Source organism: Methylobacterium persicinum, from assembly GCF_022179525.1.
Classification (GTDB): domain Bacteria; phylum Pseudomonadota; class Alphaproteobacteria; order Rhizobiales; family Beijerinckiaceae; genus Methylobacterium; species Methylobacterium persicinum.
The window spans coordinates 200,926-222,414 of sequence record NZ_BPQX01000033.1 but is presented as its reverse complement, the minus strand read 5'-3'; the positions used below and the strand labels follow the sequence as shown (position 1 = coordinate 222,414).

23 protein-coding genes are annotated in these 21,489 nt (G+C 66.6%); 13 read left to right on the top strand and 10 right to left on the bottom strand.

What is annotated here, in order from left to right; translation table 11 throughout:
- Window positions 1-22 precede the first annotated feature (22 nt).
- From ureC to MFF22_RS14920, 4 genes are all read right to left on the bottom strand, one after another.
- Window positions 23-1,750: an urease subunit alpha gene (gene ureC, locus MFF22_RS14935; protein WP_283206182.1), complete on the bottom strand. Its 1,728-nt coding sequence runs from the start codon at window positions 1,748-1,750 to the stop codon at window positions 23-25.
- A gap of 31 nt (window positions 1,751-1,781) precedes the next feature.
- Window positions 1,782-2,402, bottom strand: coding sequence for an urease subunit gamma (locus MFF22_RS14930; RefSeq protein ID WP_238249748.1), 621 nt, complete (start codon window positions 2,400-2,402; stop codon window positions 1,782-1,784).
- Window positions 2,403-2,581: 179 nt separating this feature from the next.
- Window positions 2,582-2,764 (bottom strand): hypothetical protein, encoded by a 183-nt coding sequence (locus MFF22_RS14925; protein ID WP_238249747.1) that lies wholly within the window; start codon window positions 2,762-2,764, stop codon window positions 2,582-2,584.
- A 142-nt stretch (window positions 2,765-2,906) separates the two neighbouring features.
- Window positions 2,907-3,344 (bottom strand): Ros/MucR family transcriptional regulator, encoded by a 438-nt coding sequence (locus tag MFF22_RS14920; protein ID WP_238249807.1) that lies wholly within the window; start codon window positions 3,342-3,344, stop codon window positions 2,907-2,909.
- A 342-nt stretch (window positions 3,345-3,686) separates the two neighbouring features.
- Between MFF22_RS14920 and MFF22_RS14915 the strand changes: the two genes are divergently transcribed.
- The 6 genes from MFF22_RS14915 to MFF22_RS14890 all read left to right on the top strand — a co-directional run bounded on the left by MFF22_RS14915 (window position 3,687) and on the right by MFF22_RS14890 (window position 9,575).
- Window positions 3,687-4,847 carry a CaiB/BaiF CoA transferase family protein gene (locus MFF22_RS14915; RefSeq protein WP_238249746.1) on the top strand — a complete coding sequence of 387 codons (1,161 nt, stop codon included), beginning with the start codon at window positions 3,687-3,689 and terminating at the stop codon, window positions 4,845-4,847.
- A gap of 29 nt (window positions 4,848-4,876) precedes the next feature.
- The gene (locus tag MFF22_RS14910; RefSeq protein WP_238249745.1) at window positions 4,877-5,626 is read left to right on the top strand and encodes a glucose 1-dehydrogenase; all 750 of its coding nucleotides are present in this window, start codon (window positions 4,877-4,879) and stop codon (window positions 5,624-5,626) included.
- Window positions 5,627-5,637: 11 nt separating this feature from the next.
- Window positions 5,638-6,474, top strand: a complete 837-nt coding sequence (locus MFF22_RS14905) for an HTD2 family dehydratase (protein ID WP_238249744.1) — start codon at window positions 5,638-5,640, stop codon at window positions 6,472-6,474.
- Between the two features lie 139 nt (window positions 6,475-6,613).
- Window positions 6,614-7,618, top strand: coding sequence for a TRAP transporter substrate-binding protein (locus MFF22_RS14900; protein WP_238249743.1), 1,005 nt, complete (start codon window positions 6,614-6,616; stop codon window positions 7,616-7,618).
- Between the two features lie 54 nt (window positions 7,619-7,672).
- Window positions 7,673-8,260, top strand: a complete 588-nt coding sequence (locus tag MFF22_RS14895) for a TRAP transporter small permease (RefSeq protein WP_238249742.1) — start codon at window positions 7,673-7,675, stop codon at window positions 8,258-8,260.
- 31 nt (window positions 8,261-8,291) lie between these two features.
- Window positions 8,292-9,575, top strand: a complete 1,284-nt coding sequence (locus tag MFF22_RS14890) for a TRAP transporter large permease (RefSeq protein ID WP_238249741.1) — start codon at window positions 8,292-8,294, stop codon at window positions 9,573-9,575.
- A 38-nt stretch (window positions 9,576-9,613) separates the two neighbouring features.
- Here MFF22_RS14890 and ruvX read toward each other — a convergent pair whose 3' ends face one another.
- Window positions 9,614-10,105: a Holliday junction resolvase RuvX gene (ruvX, locus tag MFF22_RS14885; RefSeq protein ID WP_238249740.1), complete on the bottom strand. Its 492-nt coding sequence runs from the start codon at window positions 10,103-10,105 to the stop codon at window positions 9,614-9,616.
- 144 nt (window positions 10,106-10,249) lie between these two features.
- Here ruvX and MFF22_RS14880 point away from each other — a divergent pair, with 144 nt between their 5' ends.
- From MFF22_RS14880 to gatB, 5 genes are all read left to right on the top strand, one after another.
- Entirely contained in the window at window positions 10,250-10,435 is a 186-nt protein-coding gene (locus MFF22_RS14880; RefSeq protein WP_238249739.1) for a hypothetical protein, read from the top strand.
- 87 nt (window positions 10,436-10,522) lie between these two features.
- The gene (gene gatC, locus MFF22_RS14875; RefSeq protein WP_238249738.1) at window positions 10,523-10,810 is read left to right on the top strand and encodes an Asp-tRNA(Asn)/Glu-tRNA(Gln) amidotransferase subunit GatC; all 288 of its coding nucleotides are present in this window, start codon (window positions 10,523-10,525) and stop codon (window positions 10,808-10,810) included.
- A gap of 61 nt (window positions 10,811-10,871) precedes the next feature.
- Window positions 10,872-12,353: an Asp-tRNA(Asn)/Glu-tRNA(Gln) amidotransferase subunit GatA gene (gene gatA / locus MFF22_RS14870; RefSeq protein WP_238249737.1), complete on the top strand. Its 1,482-nt coding sequence runs from the start codon at window positions 10,872-10,874 to the stop codon at window positions 12,351-12,353.
- Window positions 12,350-12,649 (top strand): hypothetical protein, encoded by a 300-nt coding sequence (locus MFF22_RS14865; protein WP_238249736.1) that lies wholly within the window; start codon window positions 12,350-12,352, stop codon window positions 12,647-12,649. Before gatA ends, MFF22_RS14865 begins: the two co-directional genes overlap by 4 nt.
- Before the next feature lie 210 nt (window positions 12,650-12,859).
- Entirely contained in the window at window positions 12,860-14,332 is a 1,473-nt protein-coding gene (gene gatB / locus MFF22_RS14860; RefSeq protein ID WP_238249735.1) for an Asp-tRNA(Asn)/Glu-tRNA(Gln) amidotransferase subunit GatB, read from the top strand.
- 237 nt (window positions 14,333-14,569) lie between these two features.
- On the opposite strand, the gene MFF22_RS14855 is transcribed toward gatB, so the two are convergent.
- Window positions 14,570-15,037, bottom strand: coding sequence for an Lrp/AsnC family transcriptional regulator (locus tag MFF22_RS14855; protein WP_238249734.1), 468 nt, complete (start codon window positions 15,035-15,037; stop codon window positions 14,570-14,572).
- 122 nt (window positions 15,038-15,159) lie between these two features.
- Here MFF22_RS14855 and MFF22_RS14850 point away from each other — a divergent pair, with 122 nt between their 5' ends.
- Window positions 15,160-17,574, top strand: coding sequence for a thiamine pyrophosphate-binding protein (locus MFF22_RS14850; RefSeq protein WP_238249733.1), 2,415 nt, complete (start codon window positions 15,160-15,162; stop codon window positions 17,572-17,574).
- A 180-nt stretch (window positions 17,575-17,754) separates the two neighbouring features.
- On the top strand, window positions 17,755-18,198 hold the full coding sequence (locus MFF22_RS14845) for a helix-turn-helix domain-containing protein (RefSeq protein WP_238249732.1): 444 nt from the start codon (window positions 17,755-17,757) through the stop codon (window positions 18,196-18,198).
- A 73-nt stretch (window positions 18,199-18,271) separates the two neighbouring features.
- Here the strand turns inward: MFF22_RS14845 and rsmD are convergent, their stop codons facing one another.
- From rsmD to MFF22_RS14825, 4 genes are all read right to left on the bottom strand, one after another.
- Window positions 18,272-18,829, bottom strand: a complete 558-nt coding sequence (gene rsmD, locus MFF22_RS14840; protein ID WP_238249731.1) for a 16S rRNA (guanine(966)-N(2))-methyltransferase RsmD — start codon at window positions 18,827-18,829, stop codon at window positions 18,272-18,274.
- Window positions 18,830-18,841: 12 nt separating this feature from the next.
- Window positions 18,842-20,788: a pseudouridine synthase gene (locus MFF22_RS14835; protein ID WP_238249730.1), complete on the bottom strand. Its 1,947-nt coding sequence runs from the start codon at window positions 20,786-20,788 to the stop codon at window positions 18,842-18,844.
- 100 nt (window positions 20,789-20,888) lie between these two features.
- Complete coding sequence (locus MFF22_RS14830; RefSeq protein WP_238249729.1) at window positions 20,889-21,065, bottom strand: DUF1328 domain-containing protein; 177 nt, start codon at window positions 21,063-21,065, stop codon at window positions 20,889-20,891.
- Between the two features lie 121 nt (window positions 21,066-21,186).
- On the bottom strand, window positions 21,187-21,378 hold the full coding sequence (locus MFF22_RS14825; protein WP_238249728.1) for a CsbD family protein: 192 nt from the start codon (window positions 21,376-21,378) through the stop codon (window positions 21,187-21,189).
- Between the last annotated feature and the right edge of the window lie 111 nt (window positions 21,379-21,489).

The window sequence follows — 21,489 nt, the reverse complement described above, 5'->3', positions numbered from 1 at the left end:
TTGCTCGTGATGACGGCGCGGATCAAAACAAGAAGTACCGCTGCGCCATGGGCAACACGTCGGCCGGCTCGCAGACCAGCAGTTCCCCGTCGGCACGCACGTCGTAGGTCTCGGGATCAACCTCGATCACCGGGGTCGCGTCGTTGAGCACCATGCTCTTCTTGGAGATGCCGCCGCGGACGTTCTCCACGGCCGCCATCTCCTTCTGCACGCCGATGCGCTCGCGCAATCCGTCCTCCAGGGCGGCTTTCGAGACGAAGGTGAGGGCGGTGGAATAGGGCACGCGGCCGTAGGCGCCGAACATCGGCCGGTAGTGAACCGGCTGCGGCGTCGGGATCGACGCGTTCGGGTCACCCATTGGCGCGGCGGCGATGGCGCCGCCCTTGAGCACGAGGTCGGGCTTTACGCCGAAGAAGGCCGGGGTCCACAGCACGAGGTCGGCGAGCTTACCCGGTTCTACCGAACCGATATGCCGGGACACGCCGTGCGCGATGGCAGGATTGATCGTGTACTTGGCCACGTAGCGCCGGGCGCGGAGGTTGTCCGTGCCGGAGGCGTCCCCCGGGAGGGCACCGCGCTGCCGTTTCATCTTGTCCGCGGTCTGCCACGTGCGAATGACGACCTCGCCGACCCGGCCCATGGCTTGGCTGTCCGACGACATCATCGAGAGGGCGCCGATATCGTGGAGGATATCCTCCGCCGCGATGGTCTCCTTGCGGATACGGCTCTCGGCGAAGGCGAGATCCTCCGGAATCGACGGATCGAGGTGGTGGCACACCATCAGCATGTCGAGATGCTCGTCGATGGTGTTGCGGGTGTAGGGCCGCGTCGGATTCGTGGACGAGGGCAGCACGTTGGCCAGCCCCGCGACCTTGATGATGTCCGGCGCGTGCCCGCCGCCCGCGCCCTCGGTGTGGAAGGCGTGGATCGTCCGGCCTCTGAAGGCGGCGATCGTGTCCTCGACGAAGCCCGATTCGTTGAGCGTGTCCGTGTGGATCATCACCTGCACGTCGTGGGCGTCGGCCACACTCAGGCAGGTGTCGATGGCTGCCGGCGTCGTGCCCCAATCCTCGTGAAGCTTCAGGGCGCAGGCGCCGCCGCGGACCATCTCGATCAGACTCTCCGGCCTCGAGGCGTTACCCTTGCCGGCGAAGGCGAGGTTCATCGGGAAGGCATCCGCCGCCTCGATCATCCGCGCGATATGCCAGGGGCCGGGCGTGCAGGTGGTGGCGAAGGTGCCGTGCGCCGGACCCGTGCCGCCGCCGAGCATCGTCGTGATGCCCGAGCACAGGGCCTCCTCGATCTGCTGCGGGCAGATGAAGTGGATGTGGCTGTCGAACCCGCCCGCGGTGAGGATCTTGCCCTCCCCCGCGATCACCTCCGTCCCCGGGCCGACGACGATATCGACGCCCGGCTGCACATCCGGGTTGCCGGCCTTGCCGAGCTTCGCGATGCGTCCGCGCACGATGCCGACATCGCACTTCACGATGCCCCAGTGGTCCAGCACCACGGCGTTGGTGATGACGGTATCGACCGCGCCGGCCGCGTTCGGCGCTTGGGATTGGCCCATCCCATCGCGGATGACCTTCCCGCCGCCGAACTTCACCTCCTCACCATAAGTGGTGAAGTCTCGTTCGACGGTGATCTCCAGGGAGGTGTCGGCGAGGCGGATCCGGTCGCCCACCGTGGGTCCGAACATGTCGGCATAAGCGGAGCGGGGCAGGCTCGCCGGCTTGGGGGAATTGCTCACGACCTCGGCCTCCGGCCTTGCAGAGCCTGCATCACAACTTGCCCATCACGTCGCCGCGGAAGCCGTGGACGATCCGCTCACCCGACAGGGGCACCAGGGTAACCTGCCGCGTCGAACCAGGCTCGAACCGCACAGCCGTGCCGGGGGCGATGTCGAGACGCTTTCCCCTGGCCTGGGCCCGGTCGAAGACGAGGCCCGGATTGGCCTCGAAGAAGTGGTAGTGCGAGCCGACCTGGATCGGCCGGTCGCCCGAATTGGCGACCTCGATCACCGTCCGCTCCGCACCGGCATTGAACACGATCTCCCCCGGCTCGGTCGTCACCGCGCCCGGCACGTCCTGGGAGGGGGCGCCGCGGATCGGATGATGGACGGTGACGAGCTTCGTGCCATCCGGGAAGGTGGCCTCCACTTGGATGTCGTGGATCATCTCGGGGATGCCGGGCATCACTTGGTCGGCGGTCAGCACCGAGGCCCCGGCGGCCATCAGCTCGGCGACCGTCCGCCCGTCGCGGGCACCCTCAACCACGAAGTCCGAGATCAGCGCCACGGCCTCGGGATGGTTGAGCTTCACGCCCCGGGCGAGGCGGTTGCGCGCCACCTGCGCCGCCATCGCGATGAGCAGCTTGTCCTTCTCGCGGGGGGTGAGGAGCACCGTCGCCTCGTCTCGTGGCCAGTTGAAGCTGGCGGAGCAAGGATCATGCTCGACGGCAGGTCAAGGCCGTTCCGCCATCCGCGGAGACATCATACTGCGTGCGACGAGGCCGAGGCGCGGTATCGCGGCAGTCCTATGCGCAGGCGGCGTATCCCCGCACGGCTAAACAAAAGAGGCGTTCAGCAGCCCGGTTCTTCACCCACGGCCATCAGCATGGCGCGGAGACGGGCGGTGCGCTCATCGCGGGCCTTCCTGTCGGCGCGGAGGGCCGAGTGAAGCGTCTCCGCCTCGGCCTTCCGTTGGCGAATGTCCGCATCGTTCGAAGCCGACGCGCGCGTTATCGCAAAGACAACAGCGGTCATGTCGTACCTCCCTGGGTCGTTTCAGCCATTCGGTAGTCAGCCGCAAGCATGCGGTCCAGCCCGAATAATAGGCATGACAGGAATGGTGGCGACGAAGATCTGCCGTTGTCTCACGCGACGGTCACGGCGCGCCCGCTTCGCGTCAGGCGGCGTCCCGCTTGGCCTGCCGGGCGGCGAGGGCCCCCGGGCGGCCGAGGCCGATTTCCTTGGCCAGGGCGGAGCGGCGGGCGGCATAGCTCGGGGCGACCATCGGATAGTCGCTCGGCAGGCCGAAACGCTCGCGGTAACTCTCGGGATCGAGCCCGTGGCTGGACAGGTGGCGCTTCAGGGTCTTGTAGACCTTGCCGTCGATGAAGCTGACCAGACCATCGCGCCCGATGGACTTGCGGATCTCCGCGTTGGTCGGCTTCTGCACCCTCTCCGCATCCTTACCCGAATCCGCCGTGTCGGTCTCGGCGAGGCGCTTGAGGGCCGCATGGACGCTGCCGATGAGCGCTGGAAGCTCCGCAGCAGGCAAAGGATTGTTGGCCACGTATGCGGAGATGACATCACTCACGTAAAGGCTGAGTTGGTGCATCATATCGTCAGCCGCAGGTTGCGCCATGTCGTCCGACATAATTTCGGGCCCCTTTATCTGATTCGTCCGATCGCAATTTCATCATCACCGCGCTGTTTTCAAGCGCTCAATGCTGCTTTTATCGCGAAACACCAAAGTCTGTGCGCATAAACTAAACTCGAGGTTTTGTGAAATTAGTGAGCCTCACTCTGTGAATGAATCGGCGCATTCGGCGTCGGATTAACGAACGGCCGGGCGAGCCCATCCCTGAGGGTTGGACAGGGCAGGCGCCCTGCGCCATGTCAGGACGAACGCCAAGAAGAACCGGCTCGGTCGCACGGGCCGAACGGGGCCAGGGGGAACAGCATGCCGCCGGACGGACAAGGCCGCACGAGATCGCTTCCGCTGAAGGGCCTTACGGTCCTGGCCCTCGAACAGGCGGTGGCAGCACCTTACTGCACCTCCCGCCTCGCCGATGCCGGGGCCCGCGTCATCAAGATCGAACGTCCGGAAGGTGATTTCGCCCGCGGCTACGATGCGGCGGTGAACGGTCTTGCGAGCTATTTCGTCTGGCTCAATCGCGGCAAGGAAAGCCTCGTCGCCGATATCAAGGACCGGGGCGATGCCGCCCTCCTGCATCGCATCCTGGAGACGACGGATGTCTTCGTTCAGAATCTCGCGCCGGGCGCAGCGGCGCGGGCGGGTTTCGGCTCGGCCGAGCTTCGCCGCCGCCATCCGCGTCTGATCACGGTGGACATCACCGGGTACGGAACGGGGCATTCCTACGCCGACATGAAGGCCTACGATCTGCTCGTGCAGGCCGAAAGCGGACTGGCGGGAATCACCGGACACCCCGCCGGACCAGGGAGGGTCGGCGTCTCCGTCTGCGACGTCGCCTGCGGAATGGATGCCCATGCCGCCGTGCTGGAGGCCCTGATCGCCAGGGGCATCACGGGGGAGGGCGCCGCGCTGGAAGTCAGCCTGTTCAGCGGCGCGGCGGACTGGATGAACGTGCCGCTGCTCTATTACGAGGGGACCGGACGCACGCCAGAGCGCCTCGGCCTCGCCCACCCCTCGATCAGCCCCTACGGCGCGTACCGGACTGCGGACGAAAGCCTCGTGCTGATCTCCATTCAGAATGAGCGGGAATGGGCCTCCTTCTGCGACCGCGTCCTCGGCGAGCCGGATCTGGCCCGTGCCGAAGGGTACGGCTCCAACAATGCCCGCGTCGCCAACCGCGCTGCGGTCGATGGCCGGATCGGGCAGGTCATCGGCCTTCTGACCCGGGATGAAGCCGCGGCGCGGCTCAAGGCGGCGGGCACCGCATACGGCTTCGTCAACACCCTCGCCGATCTTGCCACACATCCCGCCCTGGTCCGTACTGAGGTCGAGACGCCTGCCGGAACGGCGCGGATCGTGGCGCCACCGGTCCTCGTCGATGGCGAAGTGCGGCCCCTCGGGCCGGTTCCGGCGGTCGGCGAGCATAGCGCGCGGATCCGCGAAGAGTTCGGCGCGGCGATAGTCTGAAACGACACAAGCGACACCGGGAGGATACCATGCGGCTTGAGGGCAAGATCGCCATCGTCACAGGTGCGGGCGGCGGTTTCGGTGCCGGCATCGCGGAGCGCTTCGTCGCGGAGGGCGCCCGGGTCGCCCTGGTCGATATCCGGCCGGACGCCGTGGAATCGCTCGCGCGCACCCTCGGCGATCGAGCCATCGCCCTCACCGCCGATGTCGGGTCGGCGGCGGATGTCGCGGCGGTGGTGGAGGAGACGGGCAAGCGCTTCGGCGCAGCACACATCCTCGTCAACAATGCCGGCACCACCCATCGCAACAAGCCGCTGATGGAAGTGACGGAGGAGGATTTCGACCGCGTCTTCAGGGTGAACGTGAAGTCGATCTTCCATTTCGTCCGCTCGGCCGCGCCGGTGATGCGCGACAACGGCGGCGGGGTGATCCTCAACGTCAGTTCGACGGCGGCCCTTCGGCCCCGGCCCGGCCTCACGTGGTACAATGCGTCGAAGGGTGCGGCGAGCCTCGCCACCCATTCCCTCGCCCTCGAACTGGCACCCTGGAAGATCCGGGTGAACGCCCTCTGCCCGGTCATGGGGGCGACCGGATTGCTGGAGGAATTCATGGGCGTGCCGGACACGCCCGAGAACCGGACGAAGTTCATTTCGACCATTCCCCTCGGACGCCTCTCGACGGCCGAGGATATCGCGGCGGCGGCCCTGTTCCTGGCATCCGACGAGGCTGCGTTCATCACCGGGATCGACCTGCCCGTCGATGGCGGCCGGACCGCGTGACGGAGGGGGCGATGGGAAACGACTTCGCGGACTGGATCGGCCGGCGCCGTGAGGGCCGGGATCTGGTGACGCCCCGGCTCATGGCGGAGTTCCGGGCGACCTTCGCGCCCCACCTTGCGCCTGTGCCGGACGGAGACGCATGGCCGGCGTTCCACTGGTGCCTCGCACCCGAGACGCCGGCCGCGGCCGCCCTCGGCCCGGACGGCCATGCCGCCAAGGGGGGCTTTCTGCCGCCGGTCCCGCTGCCCCGCCGCATGTGGGCCGGCGGCGAGGTCGAGACCCTGTCCGCCCTCCGGGAAGGCGATGCCGTCACCCGGATCGAGACCTTGCAGGACGTGGCCTTCAAGGAGGGTCGCAGCGGGCGCCTCTGCTTCGTCACCGTATCCCACGAGGTGATCGGACCGCGGGGCGTGGCGATCCGCGAACGGCAGGACATCGTCTACCGGGAGGCCGCGGGCGCTCAGACCGGCTCGGAGACGGTGCCCGAGCGGGCCAATCCTTCCGAGTACGAGGCCGTGTGGCAATTGCTTGCGACGCCGACCCTGCTGTTCCGCTACTCGGCGATCACCTTTAACGGCCATCGATTTCATTACGATCAACCCTACGCCACCAAGGTCGAGGGCTATGCCGACCTCGTGGTTCATGGGCCAATTCAGGCGACCCTGCTCATGAACCTCGCGACGGCCACGCTCGGCCGGGTTCCGGTCCGCTTCCGGCACCGGGGCGTGTCGCCTATGACCGCCAACCAGACCTTTTCCGTCTGCGGCCGCACCAACAGCCAGGGCTGGGAAGGCGTCACCCTGGACGCATCAGGCCGGATCTGCATGCGGGCCACCGCCTCCGTGTAAGGCGCCTCGCTCACGCGACCGAACCGGAAGCTTGGGCGAAATGAAGCTTTTGGTCAGCCGAACCCTTGCCGTTCGGCGCCGAGCCTGACAGGCTATTCAAAATACAAAGAGCCCGAACTGGGCATCCCGGGAGGACACCATGAAGGCTCTGCTGTTCGGTGCGTTCGGCTGCGCGCTGGCATTCGCGTCCCCGGCTTGGGCGGACCCGATCATCATCAAGTTCAGCCATGTCGTGACGGCCGACACGCCGAAGGGGCAGGGCGCCGAAAAGTTCAAGCAACTCGCCGAGGAACGTACCAAGGGTGCGGTGAAGGTCGAGATCTATCCGAACAGCACGCTCTACAAGGACAAAGAAGAAGTCGAGATGCTTCAACTCGGCGCGGTACAGATGCTCGCGCCCTCGACAAGCAAGTTCGGGCCCCTCGGCGTGAAGGAGTTCGAGGCCTTCGACCTTCCCTACATCTTTCCGAACGAACAGGTGCTTCGCCGGGTGCAGGACGGGCCGATCGGCCAGGGCTTGTTTAAGAAGCTCGAAGGCAAGGGCATCAAGGGGCTGGCCTACTGGGACAACGGCTTCAAGATCATGACCTCGAACCGGCCGATGCACCTGCCGGAGGACATGAAGGGCCTGAAGATGCGGATCCAGTCGTCCAAGGTCCTCGAAGCGCAGTTCAAGCAGATCGGCGCCCTGCCGCAAGTCCTGGCCTTCTCTGAACTTTATCAGGCCCTTCAGACCGGTGTCGTCGATGGCCAGGAGAACCCGCCGTCGAACGTCCTGACGCAGAAGATCAACGAGGTGCAGAAACACGCCACGCTGACCTACCACGGGTATGTCGGCTACGCGGTGATCGTGAACAAGCCTTTCTGGGACGGCCTACCGGCCGACATTCGGACGACCCTCGAAGGCTGCATCAAGGATGCCACGGATTTCGAGCACTCGGTCGCCAACTCGGACAACGAGAAGGCGCTGGCCACCATCCGCGCCACCGGCAAGACGGAGGTCTACACGCCGACGGAAGCCGAGAACGCCGCGTGGCGCAAGGCCCTGGCCCCGGTGCAGAAGGAGATGGCCTCCCGGGTGGGCAGGGACTTGGTCACGGCCCTGAACAAGGAAGCCGAGGCGGCGGGGGCGCCGGCGAATTGAGGCGTCGGCCGGCAGCCGCCCTGTCCTGAATCGACAGCAGCCGATGCGAACCCCATGCTCCTGAAGATCCTTGACCGACTCGAAGAGCTGTTGATCGGCTCTCTGATGGCGGCGGCGACGCTCATCACCTTCGCCACCGTCGTGCACCGCTTCCTCTCAGGCATCCCGAGCCTGCAGGACTACACCGATCGGATCGACTTCGGGTGGTCCCAGGAACTGTGCATCTACATGTTTATCTGGGTCGCGAAATTCGGCGCGGCCTACGGTGTCCGCACCGGCATCCATGTGGGCGTCGACGTGCTGGTGAACCGGCTGCCGCCCCGCGCCCGCCGGGGGATGGTGATCGTCAGCCTGATGGCCGGTGCCCTGTTCACGGGGATCGTCGGCACCCTCGGGGCGAGCTTCGTCTGGCGTATCGGCCATACCGACCAGACAACGCCGGACATGGAGATCCCGGTCTGGATCGTCTACCTCGCGATCCCGCTGGGCTCCTACCTGATGTGCTTCCGCTTCCTCCAAGTGGCCTGGACCTTCCTGCGCACAGGGCACCTGCCCGCCCGCGACCACGCCCATGTCGATGGCGTCGAAACCGTCGAGGGCGTCGATCCAATCCAGCTGGGACGCGAGGGAGGGCCGGCGTGAGCGCACTCATGGCACGCGGAGAGCCGCACGAATGAGCGGCGTGATCATCTTCGGGCTGCTCATCGCCCTCATGCTCACCGGCATGCCGATCTCCATCGCCCTCGGCCTGACGGTGTTGACCTTCCTCTTCACCCTTACCCAGGTGCCGATCGAGAGCGTCGCCCTCAAGCTTTTCACGGGGATCGAGAATTTCTCGATCATGGCGATCCCGTTCTTCATCCTGGCCGGAAACTTCCTTGCCCAGGGCGGTGTCGCCCGGCGGATGATCGCCTTCACGACCTCCCTGGTCGGGCACTGGCCGGGCGGTCTCGGGCTGGCGGGCGTGGTCGCCTGCGCCCTGTTCGCGGCGGTCTCGGGGTCGAGCGTCGCGACCGTCGTCGCCATCGGCTCGATCGCCCTGCCGGCCATGGTCGCGGAGGGCTATCCTCGCCGGTTCGGAGCCGGAATCATCACCACGTCGGGCGCGCTCGGTATCCTCGTCCCGCCCTCGATCATCCTCGTCCTGTACGGTGTCTCCACCAACTCCTCGATCGGTAACCTTTTCCTGGCCGGCGTCATGCCGGGCATCGTGCTTTCGTTGCTGCTCGGGGCCGTCACCTTTCTGATCGCCCGGAAGAACGGCTATCCGCGCATGCCCAAGGCGACATGGGGCGAACGCTTCCGGGCGTTTCGCGAAAGCGTCTGGGGTCTGTTCCTCGTGGTGATGGTGATCGGCGGCATCTATGCCGGCATCTTCACGCCCACCGAGGCCGCGGCGACGGCGGCAGTCTATGCCTTCGTCATCGCCGTCTTCGTCTACCGTGACCTGACGCTTTCGGATGTGCCGCGCGTGCTGCTCGCCTCGGCGAACATGAGTGCGATGCTCCTCTATATCATCACGAACGCGGTGCTGTTCTCGTTCCTGATGACGTCCGAGAACATTCCCCAGGCGATGGCGGCATGGCTCATCGCCAAAAACTTCAGCCCCCTGGTGTTCCTGCTCGTCGTCAACATCATCCTGCTGGTGGCCGGCAACGTGATGGAGCCGTCCTCGATCCTTCTGATTATGGCGCCGATCCTGTTCCCCATCGCCGTGAAGCTCGGGATCGATCCGATTCATTTTGGGATCATCATGGCGGTCAACATGGAAGTCGGGCTCTGCCACCCCCCGGTCGGACTGAACCTCTACGTGGCGAGCGGCATCGCCCATATGGGCATCTCGGAGCTCACCGTTGCCGTCCTGCCGTGGCTGCTGACGATGCTGGGCTTCCTCATCCTCGTCACGTACTGGCCCGCTCTGTCCCTCTGGCTGCCCCGGGCCTTGGGGGCGATGTGACCGGGGCCGTGGTACGAGGGTAGGGGTGACGGGGCGAGTTACTCCTCGTCCTCCGCATCCTCGTCGGCGAGGTTGCGCATGACATCCAGGCAGCCCTGCAGGATGTAGGCGGCGGCGAGCTTGTCCACGAGCTCGCCCCGGCGCTGGCGCGACGCGTCGGCCTCGATCAGCGCCCGGGTGACGACGGCCGTGGAGAGCCGCTCGTCGAAGAAGAGGATGGGAAGCGGCAAGATCGGCGCGAGGTTGCGGGCGAAGGCCCGCGTCGACTGAACCCGTGGCCCCTCGCTCCCATCCATGTTCAGCGGCAGGCCGAGCACGAGCCCGCCGACCCGGTGCGCCTCGCAGACCGCCTTCAGCCGCGCCGCATCGGGGGTGAACTTCACACGGCGGATCGTCTCGAGCGGGCTCGCGATCTGGCGGCCCAGATCCGACAGGGCGAGCCCGATCGTCTTGGTGCCGAGGTCGAGGCCGAGCAGGCGCGCCCCCCCGCGGGAGGCGGCCACGAAGTCGCGGATCGTCTGCTTGTCCATGCCGCAGGACCTACGCGAGGCGGGGCGCGCGCGCCACCGCTCCATCCACAGCCTTAACCATATCAGTTGTCGAGGCGGATTCTCCGGGAGCGAAGCCTGAATTAATTGGTTAAGGATTGATTAACGGACATCGCGGAGACGGCTGTGCCGGTCGCTTCTGACATTATCGATCATCAGGCGGAGCTTGCTCGCCGTCGCCGCAATCGCTGGCTGCTCATTCTGGCCTTCGAAGTGCTGGTTTTTGGCGCCGCCCAATCCGTGTTGCGGCCGATCCAACCCGCGGGCGTCGTGGTGGAGCAGACCGTCACGCCCAACCATGTGGTGACCTGAACCGGCCGCGTTGCGGCGCTTGGAACCGCAATGCTATAGCCCGGCCGACCGGCGGAACGAGTCCCCGGTCGCGACGAATGGGACGGCATGTCTGTCGACGAGAAGACTGTGCGGCGGATCGCACATCTGGCGCGTATCGCGGTGACCGACGAGGAAGTCGGTCCCCTGGGCGCCGAACTGAACACCATCCTCGCCTTCGTTGAGCAACTCGGGATGGTGGACGTCTCCGGGGTTGAACCGATGACGTCGGTGCTGCCCATGGCGATGAAGAAGCGCGAGGACGCCGTCACGGATGGCGGCCGTGCCGACGCCGTGGTGGCCAACGCCCCCGAGACCGAAGACAACTATTTCCTGGTTCCGAAGGTGGTCGAATAGCCCTCCGGCCCGGACCTTTTCTTGAATGGACGCGCCCCCGGCGCACAGGGACCTGAGACGCGTGAGCAGCCCCAACGAACTCACCCTCGCCGACGCGCGGGACGCCCTGAAGGCGAAGACCCTCTCCGCCCGCGAGCTGACCCAGGCGCATCTCGATGCCATGGCCAAGGCGCGTTCGCTGAACGCCTACCTGCTCGAGACGCCTGAGCGGGCCCTCGCGATGGCCGACAAGGCGGACAGCAAGATCGCCGCCGGTGAGGCCCGCCCGCTGGAGGGGATCCCCCTCGGCATCAAGGATTTATTCTGCACGGACGGCGTCGAGACGACGGCGGGATCCAAGATCCTGAAGGGGTTCGAGCCGCACTACGAATCGGCCGTCTCGGCCAACCTCTGGCGCGACGGCGCCGTGATGCTCGGCAAACTCAATCTGGACGAGTTCGCCATGGGCTCGTCCAACGAGACCAGCGCCTTCGGCAACGTGATTTCCCCGTGGCGCCGGAAGGGCTCCGAGGCGCCCCTCGTCCCCGGCGGCTCGTCGGGCGGGTCGGCCGCGGCCGTGGCGGCGCGCCTCTGCCTGGGAGCCACGGCAACGGATACCGGTGGATCGATCCGCCAGCCGGCTGCCTTCACCGGCACGGTCGGCATCAAGCCGACTTACGGCCGATGCTCCCGCTGGGGCACGGTGGCCTTCGCCTCGTCCCTCGACCAGGCGGGGCCCATCGCCCGCACGGTGAGGGACTGCGCGATCCTCCTCACGTCCATGAGTGGCCCCGATCCCCGCGATACCACCTGTGCCGACCTGGCCGTGCCGGATTTCGAAACGTCGGTCGGGCGGGGCGTCAAGGGTCTGACCATCGGCATCCCGAAGGAGTACCGGGTCGACGGCATGCCGGCCGAGATCCAGAAGCTCTGGGACGAGGGCGCCGCATGGCTGAAGGCGGCCGGGGCAACGATCAAGGAGATCTCGCTCCCCCACACCTCCTATGCGCTGCCGGCCTACTATATCGTCGCCCCCGCCGAGGCCTCCTCTAACCTCGCCCGGTACGACGGTGTCCGCTATGGCCTGCGGGTGCCGGGCAAGGACATCGCGGGGATGTACGAGAACACCCGGGCCGCAGGATTCGGGCGCGAGGTGAAGCGCCGGATCATGATCGGCACCTACGTTCTCTCGGCCGGATATTACGATGCCTATTACGTGCGCGCCCAGAAGATCCGCACGCTGATCAAGCGAGACTTCGAGGCCGCCTACGCAGATGGCGTGGACGCCATCCTGACCCCCGCGACGCCGTCAGCCGCCTTCGGCATCGGCGAGAAGGCCAATGCCGACCCGGTGGAGATGTACCTCAACGACGTCTTCACCGTGACCGTGAACATGGCAGGCCTTCCGGGGATCGCCGTGCCGGCGGGTTTTGATTCGCAGGGCCTGCCGCTCGGGCTGCAGTTGATCGGGCGCCCATTCGACGAGGAAACCCTGTTCGCCGCCGCGCAGGTGATCGAAGACTCAGCCGGGCGCACGGTGCTGCCCGCCGCGTGGTGGGCATGACCGTCCCGTTCTATCCCTGGACCGTGTGGATCTGGGCGGGGTTCGACCCCGCCCTCATCGTGGTGGCGCTGTATCTCGGCTGGAAGGCCGATCAATTCGGCAAGACCTTTATCGCGGCCATCGCGGCCTTCGCCATCGCGGTGCTCTTCTCGTGGGTGGTCACGGCCGCGGGCATTCCCTGGCCGGCGCCGATCACCCATGACGGGCCCACGTTCTTCACCGTCCGCGCCGTGGCAGCCCTGCTCTGGGCCATCCTCGGCTACGGCGCCCGCCGCGTGGTGGCGCGACGCGCTTGACCCTGCGGGCAGGGGGCTCCTAACTGCGGGCTCGAATTCGCTCCCACCCGCGCCCTCATCCTGAGGCGCCAGCGCCAGCGGGCCTCGAAAGAGACTTCCAGCGGCCGCGCGAACCCTGGAGCCCTCCTTCGAGGCGGCTGTCGCCGCACCTCAGGATGAGGCAAACGGGTGGGACATCACCGTGAAGCGCCTCTGCGGCCCGGACCGACCATGAACGCACCCGTTGACCCCAAGAAGCTGATCAAGGGCGGCCTGCATGACTGGGAGGTCGTGATCGGCATGGAGATCCATGCACAGGTCACGAGCAAGGCGAAGCTGTTCTCCGGCGCCTCTACGGCGTTCGGGGGCGAGCCCAACGACCACGTTTCCCTGGTCGATGCGGCCATGCCGGGCATGCTCCCGGTGATCAACCAGGAATGCGTCGCCCAGGCGGTGCGCACCGGTCTTGGGCTGAAGGCGAAGATCAACCTGCGCTCGGTGTTCGACCGCAAGAATTACTTCTACCCGGATCTGCCGCAGGGCTACCAGATCTCGCAGTACAAGGACCCGATCGTGGGGGAGGGCGAGGTGTTGGTCGACATGCTCGACGGCACTTCGTTCACCGTCGGCATCGAGAGGCTTCACCTGGAGCAGGATGCCGGCAAGTCCCTGCACGACCAGGACCCGACCCGCAGCTTTGTGGACCTGAACCGCTCCGGTGTCGCGCTGATGGAAATCGTGTCCCGCCCGGACCTCCGGTCCTCCGAAGAAGCGAAGGCCTATGTGACGAAGCTGCGCACGATCCTGCGCTACCTCGGTACCTGCGACGGCGACATGGAGAAGGGCAGCCTGCGCGCCGACGTGAACGTCTCCGTTCGCCGCCCCGGCGAACCGCTCGGCACCCGGTGCGAGATCAAAAACGTCAACTCGATCCGCTTCATCGGGCAGGCCATCGAGACCGAGGCCCGCCGCCAGATCGCGATTTTGGAGGATGGCGGCAAGATCGATCAGGAGACCCGCCTGTTCGATCCGGGCAAGGGCGAGACTCGGTCGATGCGCTCGAAGGAAGAGGCGCACGACTACCGCTACTTCCCGGACCCGGACCTGCTGCCGCTCGAGTTCGACCAGGCTTTCGTGGATTCCCTGGCAGAGGGGCTGCCCGAACTGCCGGACGCCAAGAAGGCCCGGTTCGTGAAGGATTTCGGCCTCTCGCCCTACGATGCAGGAGTGCTCGTCGCCGAGCGAGCCTCGGCCGATTATTACGAGGCCGTTGCCAAGGGCCGGGACGGCAAGGCGGCCGCCAACTGGGTCATTAACGAGCTGTTCGGCCGCCTCAACAAAGAGGGCCTCGGCATCGAAGAGACGCCGGTCTCCGCCGACCAGCTCGGCACTATCGTGGATTTGATCGGCGAAGGGGTCATCTCGGGCAAGATCGCCAAGGACCTCTTCGAGATCGTTTGGGCCGAAGGCGGCGACCCGCGGGCCGTCGTCGAGGCCCGGGGCATGAAGCAGGTGACCGACACCGGGGCCATCGAGGCCGCCGTGGACGATATCATCGCCAAGAACCCCGACAAGGTCGCTCAAGCGAAGGAGAAGCCGACACTTCTCGGCTGGTTCGTCGGCCAGACGATGAAGGCCACCGGCGGCAAGGCCAACCCCGCCGCGGTCAATGCCTTGCTGAAGGCGAAGCTCGGGATCGAGTGAGGCGGGGGCTGCTCACGTTAACGGGGATCGTTGCGAGGGTCATCCCTCCTTCGCCCTCATCCTGAAGTGCCCGCGTCAGCGGGCCTCGAAGGAGGGCTCCAGGGATCGCTGAGACCTCTGGAGCCTTCCTTCGAGGCCGCCGCTTTGCGCCGGCACCTCAGGATGAGGGGCAGGGTTGGAGGGGTGAATGACCACCAACTTATGCAATGCCGCGCCTATAGTGACGCCGACGGTCATCTAGACTGGTAGCACGTTCGTATACTTCACCTGCCCAAGGGCAAAACTCGATTCGATCGAACCGACGCCGTCGAGGCGCGTGAGTTTGTCTTTCAAGAACCGTTCATAGGCGGCAAGGTCCGGCACCACGACCCGCACGAGGTAATCGTGCCGGCCGGTCATCAGGTAGCATTCCACCACCTCCGGCCAGCGGGCCACTGCCTCGGCGAAGCGGTCTAATTCCTCCTCGCGCTGGCGTTCGAGCTTCACGGAGGCGAAGACAGAAATCGGCAGGCCGACCCGTGCTTGATCGACCAGGGCGACGTAGCCCTTCAGGATGCCGGCTTCCTCCAGCATCCGTATGCGCCGAAGGGTCGGCGAGGCCGAGAGCCCCACCCGGTCGGCGAGGTCCTGCACCGTGATGCGCCCGTCCCGCTGCAGCTCCGCCAGGATCTTGCGGTCGATTTGATCGATGGTCCGTTCTGGCATGATCTGCCAACCGCGCTCCTAAAATGCGTGATGTCTGCCAATAATTACCCGCGGAGGGACGGATTTGGCAACTTCCGCCCTCGGATCCATGGCATTTTCCTGCATCTTTCGCAGAGACCGCCATGTCGCCCGCCATCTCCGCCGACACTGCCACCGCCGATCCGCGCCTGTCCTACCTCGCAGAGCTCGAGCGCCGTGCCCTGTGGCTGTCGACGTGGATGATCCACAACGCCAACCACATCCGGCCGAACCACGACGGGATGAAGGTGGGCGGCCACCAAGCCTCGTCCGCTTCCCTGGCGACCATCCTGACGGCCCTCTACTACGCGGCCCTGCGCCCGGAGGACCGGGTGGCGGTGAAGCCCCATGCAGGGCCGGTCTTCCACGCCCTGCAATACATCGCCGGCCGGCAGACACAGGAGAAGCTCGAGAACTTCCGCGGCTTCGGCGGCGTGCAATCCTACCCCTCCCGGACGAAGGACACGGATGACGTCGATTTCTCGACCGGATCCGTCGGCCTCGGCGTCGCCCAGACGCTGTTCGGCTCCCTGGTGCAGGATTACGTCCGCGCCCATGGCTGGGGTCTCGACCGTCCGGAAGGCCGCATGGTCGCCCTCGTGGGCGATGCCGAGATGGACGAAGGCAATATCTTCGAGGCCCTCATGGAGGGCTGGAAGCATGGCCTCCGCCGGACATGGTGGATCATCGATTACAACCGCCAGAGCCTCGATGCAGTGATCCGCGAAGGCCTCTACACCCGCTTCGAGGAGATCTTCCGATCCTTCGGCTGGGATGTGGTCGTTCTGAAATACGGGAGTCTCATGGACGCCGCCTTCGCCGAACCTGGCGGTGAGCGCCTGCGCGACTGGATCGATACCGCCCCCAACCAGCTTTATGCGGCCTTGACGTTCCAAGGTGGCGCCGCATGGCGCAAGCGTCTGAACCAGGATCTCGCTGGGCATGAAGACGCGCTGGCCCTCGTCGCCCGACGGAACGACGAGCAACTCGCCGCCCTTATGGGGAATCTCGGCGGCCACGACATGGTCAATCTGCTGAAGGCGTTCGAGGCGGCTGACAACGACCGCCCCACTGTCTTCATCGCCTACACAGTAAAGGGATACGGCCTGCCGCTCGCCGGCCATAAGGACAACCATTCGGGCCTGCTCACCCCCGCTCAGACGGAGTTGTTCCGTGAGAAGGTCGGCGTGCGCGCCGGCCGGGAATGGGAGCCCTTCGAGGGCCTGCAGGTGCCCGAGCAGGAGCTGCGCCGGTTCATCGAAGGATCGCCGTTCTTCTCCGCCGGCCCGCGCCGCTACAGCGCGCCCAAGCTCCCGGTTCCGGAAGATTTCCCGTGCCCCCGCCAAGCCAGCCTTTCCACTCAGGCGGGCTTCGGGATAATCCTCAATGAACTCGCCAAGGCGGATACGCCCCTGGCCTCGCGTATCGTCACGACCTCCCCCGATGTGACGGTGTCCACCAATCTCGGCGGATGGGTGAACCGCCGCGGCCTCTTCGCGAAGGAGGAGCTGCGCGACCTGTTCAAGTCTGAGCGTATCCCGTCGACGTTCAACTGGGACTTCTCCACCAAGGGGCAGCATCTGGAACTCGGCATCGCGGAGATGAACCTGTTTCTGCTGCTCTCGGCGCTCGGCCTGTCGGACCGGCTGTTCGGTGAGCGTCTGATCCCCATCGGCACGCTCTACGATCCGTTCATCTGCCGGGGCCTCGATGCCCTGAACTATGCCTGCTACCAGGATGCCCGGTTCATCATCGCAGCGACTCCATCCGGCGTGACACTGGCGCCGGAAGGCGGTGCCCATCAGTCGATCAACACGCCGCTCATCGGCATGGCCCAGGACGGTCTCACGACGTTCGAACCGGCCTTCGTGGACGAACTGTCGATCATCATGGCCCACGCGTTCGATTTCGTGCAGCGGGAGGGCAAGGACGGTGGTTCGGTCTACCTCCGCCTTTCGACCCGCAGCCTGACGCAGCCGCAACGGACGATGAACACGGCGTTGGCGCAGAATATCATCGAGGGCGCCTACTGGCTGCGCGAGCCCGGCCCGAACGCCGATCTCGTCGTCGCCGTGACCGGCGCCCCCACCCCGGAAGCGATCGAGGCTGTGGGGCTGATGGCCGAAGACCGCCGGGATATCGGCCTGCTCGCCGTGACCTCCTATGACCGGCTGCATGCCGGGTGGTCGGCGGCCCAGCGTGCCCGGGAAGCAGGAGACCGCGATGCGTGGTCCCACGTGGAAGATATCCTCGATGGGCTACCCGCCCATTGCGGGCTGGTCACGGTGGTCGATGGCCATCCGGCGACCCTCGGGTGGCTCGGCTCCGTCCACGGACACCGGACCCGGGCTCTCGGTATCGAGCGGTTCGGCCAGACCGGGACAGTCGCCGACCTCTACCGCCACTACGGCCTCGACGCTGAGGGCATCGCCGCAGCCGCGAACGGCCTCTCGCCTGAACGGCCGATCAGGCTTCGGGGCTACGGCCACCGCATCGGTCGCAGCGCAATGCACGCTTGACGGTCATTTCACGAACGTTTCCAATGCCGTCCTGAACGGTTCTCGCAGGGTTAAGGACTAAGGTCCTACATACAAACCTTTGATAGCATTATACCGTAAGTTCGGTTTAAATCGTCCAGCGATCAGAGGTTAGTTCCCGACGTGGTTCGTTGGGTCCGGGCCTCTGCCGGAGCGGGATTGATGAAGTCATTTAAGCCGAAGCAATCGACGCCGGTCGATCAGGGGATCGGCAGCAGAATCGCACTGCTGCGGACCGCTAATGGCCTGAGCCAGTCACAGCTTGCCGATGCTCTGGGCATTAGCTTCCAGCAGGTCCAGAAATACGAAGCCGGGAAAAACCGGATCGGTGCCGGCCGTCTCCAAGCCATCGCAGACCGGCTCGGGGTTCCGGTTTCGACGTTCTTCGAAGACACGACACAGCCGCCGAGCGACGATGCTGTCGAATTGCTTCTGCAAAGCGACGGCGCGATCGATCTTCTGCGCGCCTACGTCTCCATCCAGGATGATGAGCTGCGCCGGAGCATCGTGACGATGGTGAAGGCGACGCTTCGCGTGTCGAAGGCCGGTGCCGCGGCCGGGGAACAGGATGCTTCCAATTGCCCGGCTGCCGGCCCCTCCCACTGAGCGCGGTACAGGGTCCGGGTCGGTCGCCGATCTGGACGGTGGGCCTGCACGGAACGCGAATGCCGGTCCAACCTCAGGGTGCGAACCGGGCAAAAGTGACGGCGGTTTCACCGTAAGTCCGCCGCGCGAGCTCCCGGAAGCCATCCGGCAGGTTGACCTGGGACGCCGCCGCTTCCTCGACCACGGCGAGGGCCCCCTCTTCGAGCCAGGCACCGGCAGCAGCGCTGGCCAAAGCTGCAGGGGCGAGGTCTCGGCCATAGGGTGGATCACAGAACAGAACCGAGAACCGACCCGCCGGACCGGCTTCGCCCAAACGGGTCGCGTCGCGCCGGAACAGGCGGGTCGTGCCTTCCGCACCGAACGCCTCGATATTCGCGCGGATCACGCTGCGCGCCTCCGTGCTGTCGTCGACGAGGAGGGCGTATGACGCCCCGCGTGACAGGGCCTCGAAACCGAGTGCCCCCGTTCCGCTGAACAGGTCAAGCACCCGCGCGCCGGCCACGACATCGTCGTAGCCGTGCGTGAGCACGTTGAAGAGCGATTCGCGCAGGCGGTCGGAGGTGGGCCGGATCGCATCCGTCCGCGGCGTGGCAAGCCGCCGCCCACGCCATTGCCCACCGACGATCCGCATCGCCAGCGCGCTCTATCGGGCGCCGCGCGGCGGACGGCTGCCGCCGCCCTTTGGGCCGCCGGGGCGCGATCCGCCGGGCTTTCCGCCCCCGCCGGACTTGAAGCCACCGGGTTTGAAGCCTCCGGGCTTACCGCCACGTCCCGCTCCGCCGCCCGGCTTGCCGTCGGGCCGCGATCCGCCCGCGCTGAAGCCGCCGCCGGGCTTACCAGCCGGACGCTCGAACGACCCCTTGCCGGGGCCGGCCGAGCGGCCACGGAACTCGTTGCCGCCATCCGACCGGGCGCGCTGGCCGCCGCTGAAACCGCCATCCTGCCGCGGTCCGCGGCGCTCGCCGCCGCCTTCGCTCCGTTCGGCGGGGCGGCCGCGGAACGGCGCGCCACCCTCACGGCGCTGGCCACCACCGCGCTCATCGCGCCGATTGCCGCCATCGGAACTGTCGCGGAACCGCGCGCGGTTCGGGCCACTGGTCTCAGCCTGGTCCCGGCTGCGGGCGGGACGTTCTCCCCGCGGGGCCTCGTTCCCCCGGAACGATGTCCGCTCCCGGCGCGGTTCGGTGGGGGCCGTATCGTTCCCAGGGCGGCCTGTAGGCGCCTTGGAGTAGCGCCGACGCGGCTGCTCCTCGACCCTCGGCTGGGCGGGCGTCGGCGACAGTCGCTCGACGAGCACACGCCGGTCTCCGGCCTTGATCGCCCCGACCCGTTCACGCCCTCGTTCCGCCGCCCGGGCCTGATCCTCCCGGGGGTCGGCCCCCCGCCGGGGCGGACGCGCTGGCTTGTAGACCCCCGTCTCCTCGCCCTCATCCCGCCACACCGAGCGACGCGGTCCCGAGCCTGCGCCGCCGGTGGAGACGCGCTGTGGCGCCGGCCGGGCGGGGGCACGGCGCTCCGGCCTCTTGGAAGATTCGCCATCTCCCTTCGCCGCCTTCGCGGGGCCGCCGAAGGGGGAGATCGGCTCCCGAACCGGGCTTTCAAAATCGACGCCGGCCTGCTCCGACAGACTCTTGCCGAGCTGATCCTTCAGGACGCGGGTGCGGACTTCCTCGACGAGACCGACTTCCAGATCGCCGAGCTGGAACGGTCCGAACGACAGGCGGATCAGCCGGTTCACCTGCAGGCCGAGATGCTCCAGGATGCGCTTGACCTCGCGGTTCTTGCCCTCGCGCAAACCGAGCGTCAGCCAGAGGTTGTCACCCTGCATGCGGTCGAGGGTGGCTTCGACCGGGCCATATTCCATGCCGTCGATGGTGACGCCCTTGGCGAGCCGGTCGAGCTGCGCCTGGTCGGTGTCGCCGTGGGCCCGGACGCGGTAGCGGCGCAGCCAGCCCGTATCGGGATGGGCAATGACCTTCGCCAGTCCGCCGTCGTTGGTGAGGAGCAGCAAGCCCTCTGTGTTGATGTCGAGGCGGCCCACGGCGACGACCCGGGGCATATCCTCGGGCAGCACCTCGAACACCGTCTGCCGCCCTTCCGGATCGCGGGCAGTGGTGACGAGGCCGCGCGGCTTATGGAAGATCCAGAGGCGGGTGCGTTCCCGGGCCGGCAGGGGCTCGCCATCGACAACGATCGCATCGTCGTCGGTGACATTGAGGGCCGGCGAATCGATCACCGCGCCGTTCACGCTTACACGGCCGGCGAGAATCATCGTTTCTGCATCGCGCCGTGATGCGAGGCCGGCGCGGGCAATCGCCTTGGCGATGCGCTCTCCAGCGAATCCCCCCGATCCCTCATCGGCCGGCGTCTCGCCTTCCACCGCGGCGGGCTCTGGGGTGGATTCGGGCGCACGGCGTTTCAGGGTGGCGTCACCGGAAGGGCCGGCCCGTCGCTTGGGGCGGGTGTCCGAAGGGTCAGACGCGAGGTCCTTGGCGCTGCCAGCATCGGTGGCGGGCGTCCAGGGAGCCTGGGGCGTATCGGATTGGTCCCGGTCCGGCCCGGGCGTGTCGTCGTTTGGAATGTCGGTCATCGGCGGCCCATACCAGAGCCGCCGGTTCGAGGCGAGGCCGCCGACGCATCCGGGGGACGACGCGAGGCGCGCGTCCCGCCGGATGACACTGTCGTGGCCGTCAGAGCCTGGGGGAGCGCCCGCGCATCACGCCGAAGACGGCGGAGATCAGGAACAGGGCGATGGCGACGAAGAAAACCAGCTTTGCGGCTTCCACGGCAGTCCCGGCGATGCCGCCGAAGCCGAGAAGCGCTGCCACGAGGGCGACGACGAGGAACGTGATTGCCCAACCGATCATGGGGAAACTCCTGCGCGGAACGGCGTCGGTGGCGCCGCTGGGGCGCCGCCGTCCGAAAGATTAACCGCCGCAGCGCCCGACCGTTTCCGAAGAACGCCGGCGCGCCGCGAACCGATCTGGATCAGATCTTGTCAGTCGCCGACTTGACGGCGCCCTTGGCGTCGCCGACCGTGCTCTGGGCCTTGCCCTTGAGCTCCTGAGCGGCACCGTCGGCCTTCATCTTGTCGTTGTTGGTCGCGTCGCCGATGCCCTGCTTGGCCTTGCCGAGCACTTCGTTGGCCGCGCCCTTGATCTTGTCGGTGGTGCTGCTCATGGCGTCACTCCATTTTGTCTTGTTACGGCAAAGCCGCGTCGAACAAGCAACGGGCATGGGCGCGGTAATGTTCCTTTTGTCAACATCACGGGATTGCGCGGGGCGCGAGGG

Excerpts from the sequence above, each read along its gene's own strand:
- MFF22_RS14830 (WP_238249729.1), bottom strand. The coding sequence starts at position 21,065 with ATGATCGGTTGGGCAATCACGTTCCTCGTCGTCGCCCTCGTGGCAGCG.
- MFF22_RS14905 (WP_238249744.1), top strand. The coding sequence starts at position 5,638 with ATGGGAAACGACTTCGCGGACTGGATCGGCCGGCGCCGTGAGGGCCGG.
- MFF22_RS14895 (WP_238249742.1), top strand. The coding sequence starts at position 7,673 with ATGCTCCTGAAGATCCTTGACCGACTCGAAGAGCTGTTGATCGGCTCT.
- MFF22_RS14835 (WP_238249730.1), bottom strand. The coding sequence starts at position 20,788 with ATGACCGACATTCCAAACGACGACACGCCCGGGCCGGACCGGGACCAA.
- MFF22_RS14825 (WP_238249728.1), bottom strand. The coding sequence starts at position 21,378 with ATGAGCAGCACCACCGACAAGATCAAGGGCGCGGCCAACGAAGTGCTC.
- MFF22_RS14865 (WP_238249736.1), top strand. The coding sequence starts at position 12,350 with ATGACCGTCCCGTTCTATCCCTGGACCGTGTGGATCTGGGCGGGGTTC.
- ruvX (WP_238249740.1), bottom strand. The coding sequence starts at position 10,105 with ATGGACAAGCAGACGATCCGCGACTTCGTGGCCGCCTCCCGCGGGGGG.
- MFF22_RS14845 (WP_238249732.1), top strand. The coding sequence starts at position 17,755 with ATGAAGTCATTTAAGCCGAAGCAATCGACGCCGGTCGATCAGGGGATC.
- MFF22_RS14890 (WP_238249741.1), top strand. The coding sequence starts at position 8,292 with ATGAGCGGCGTGATCATCTTCGGGCTGCTCATCGCCCTCATGCTCACC.
- gatC (WP_238249738.1), top strand. The coding sequence starts at position 10,523 with ATGTCTGTCGACGAGAAGACTGTGCGGCGGATCGCACATCTGGCGCGT.
- MFF22_RS14855 (WP_238249734.1), bottom strand. The coding sequence starts at position 15,037 with ATGCCAGAACGGACCATCGATCAAATCGACCGCAAGATCCTGGCGGAG.
- rsmD (WP_238249731.1), bottom strand. The coding sequence starts at position 18,829 with ATGCGGATCGTCGGTGGGCAATGGCGTGGGCGGCGGCTTGCCACGCCG.
- gatB (WP_238249735.1), top strand. The coding sequence starts at position 12,860 with ATGAACGCACCCGTTGACCCCAAGAAGCTGATCAAGGGCGGCCTGCAT.
- MFF22_RS14900 (WP_238249743.1), top strand. The coding sequence starts at position 6,614 with ATGAAGGCTCTGCTGTTCGGTGCGTTCGGCTGCGCGCTGGCATTCGCG.
- MFF22_RS14850 (WP_238249733.1), top strand. The coding sequence starts at position 15,160 with ATGTCGCCCGCCATCTCCGCCGACACTGCCACCGCCGATCCGCGCCTG.
- MFF22_RS14910 (WP_238249745.1), top strand. The coding sequence starts at position 4,877 with ATGCGGCTTGAGGGCAAGATCGCCATCGTCACAGGTGCGGGCGGCGGT.
- MFF22_RS14915 (WP_238249746.1), top strand. The coding sequence starts at position 3,687 with ATGCCGCCGGACGGACAAGGCCGCACGAGATCGCTTCCGCTGAAGGGC.
- MFF22_RS14920 (WP_238249807.1), bottom strand. The coding sequence starts at position 3,344 with ATGATGCACCAACTCAGCCTTTACGTGAGTGATGTCATCTCCGCATAC.
- MFF22_RS14925 (WP_238249747.1), bottom strand. The coding sequence starts at position 2,764 with ATGACCGCTGTTGTCTTTGCGATAACGCGCGCGTCGGCTTCGAACGAT.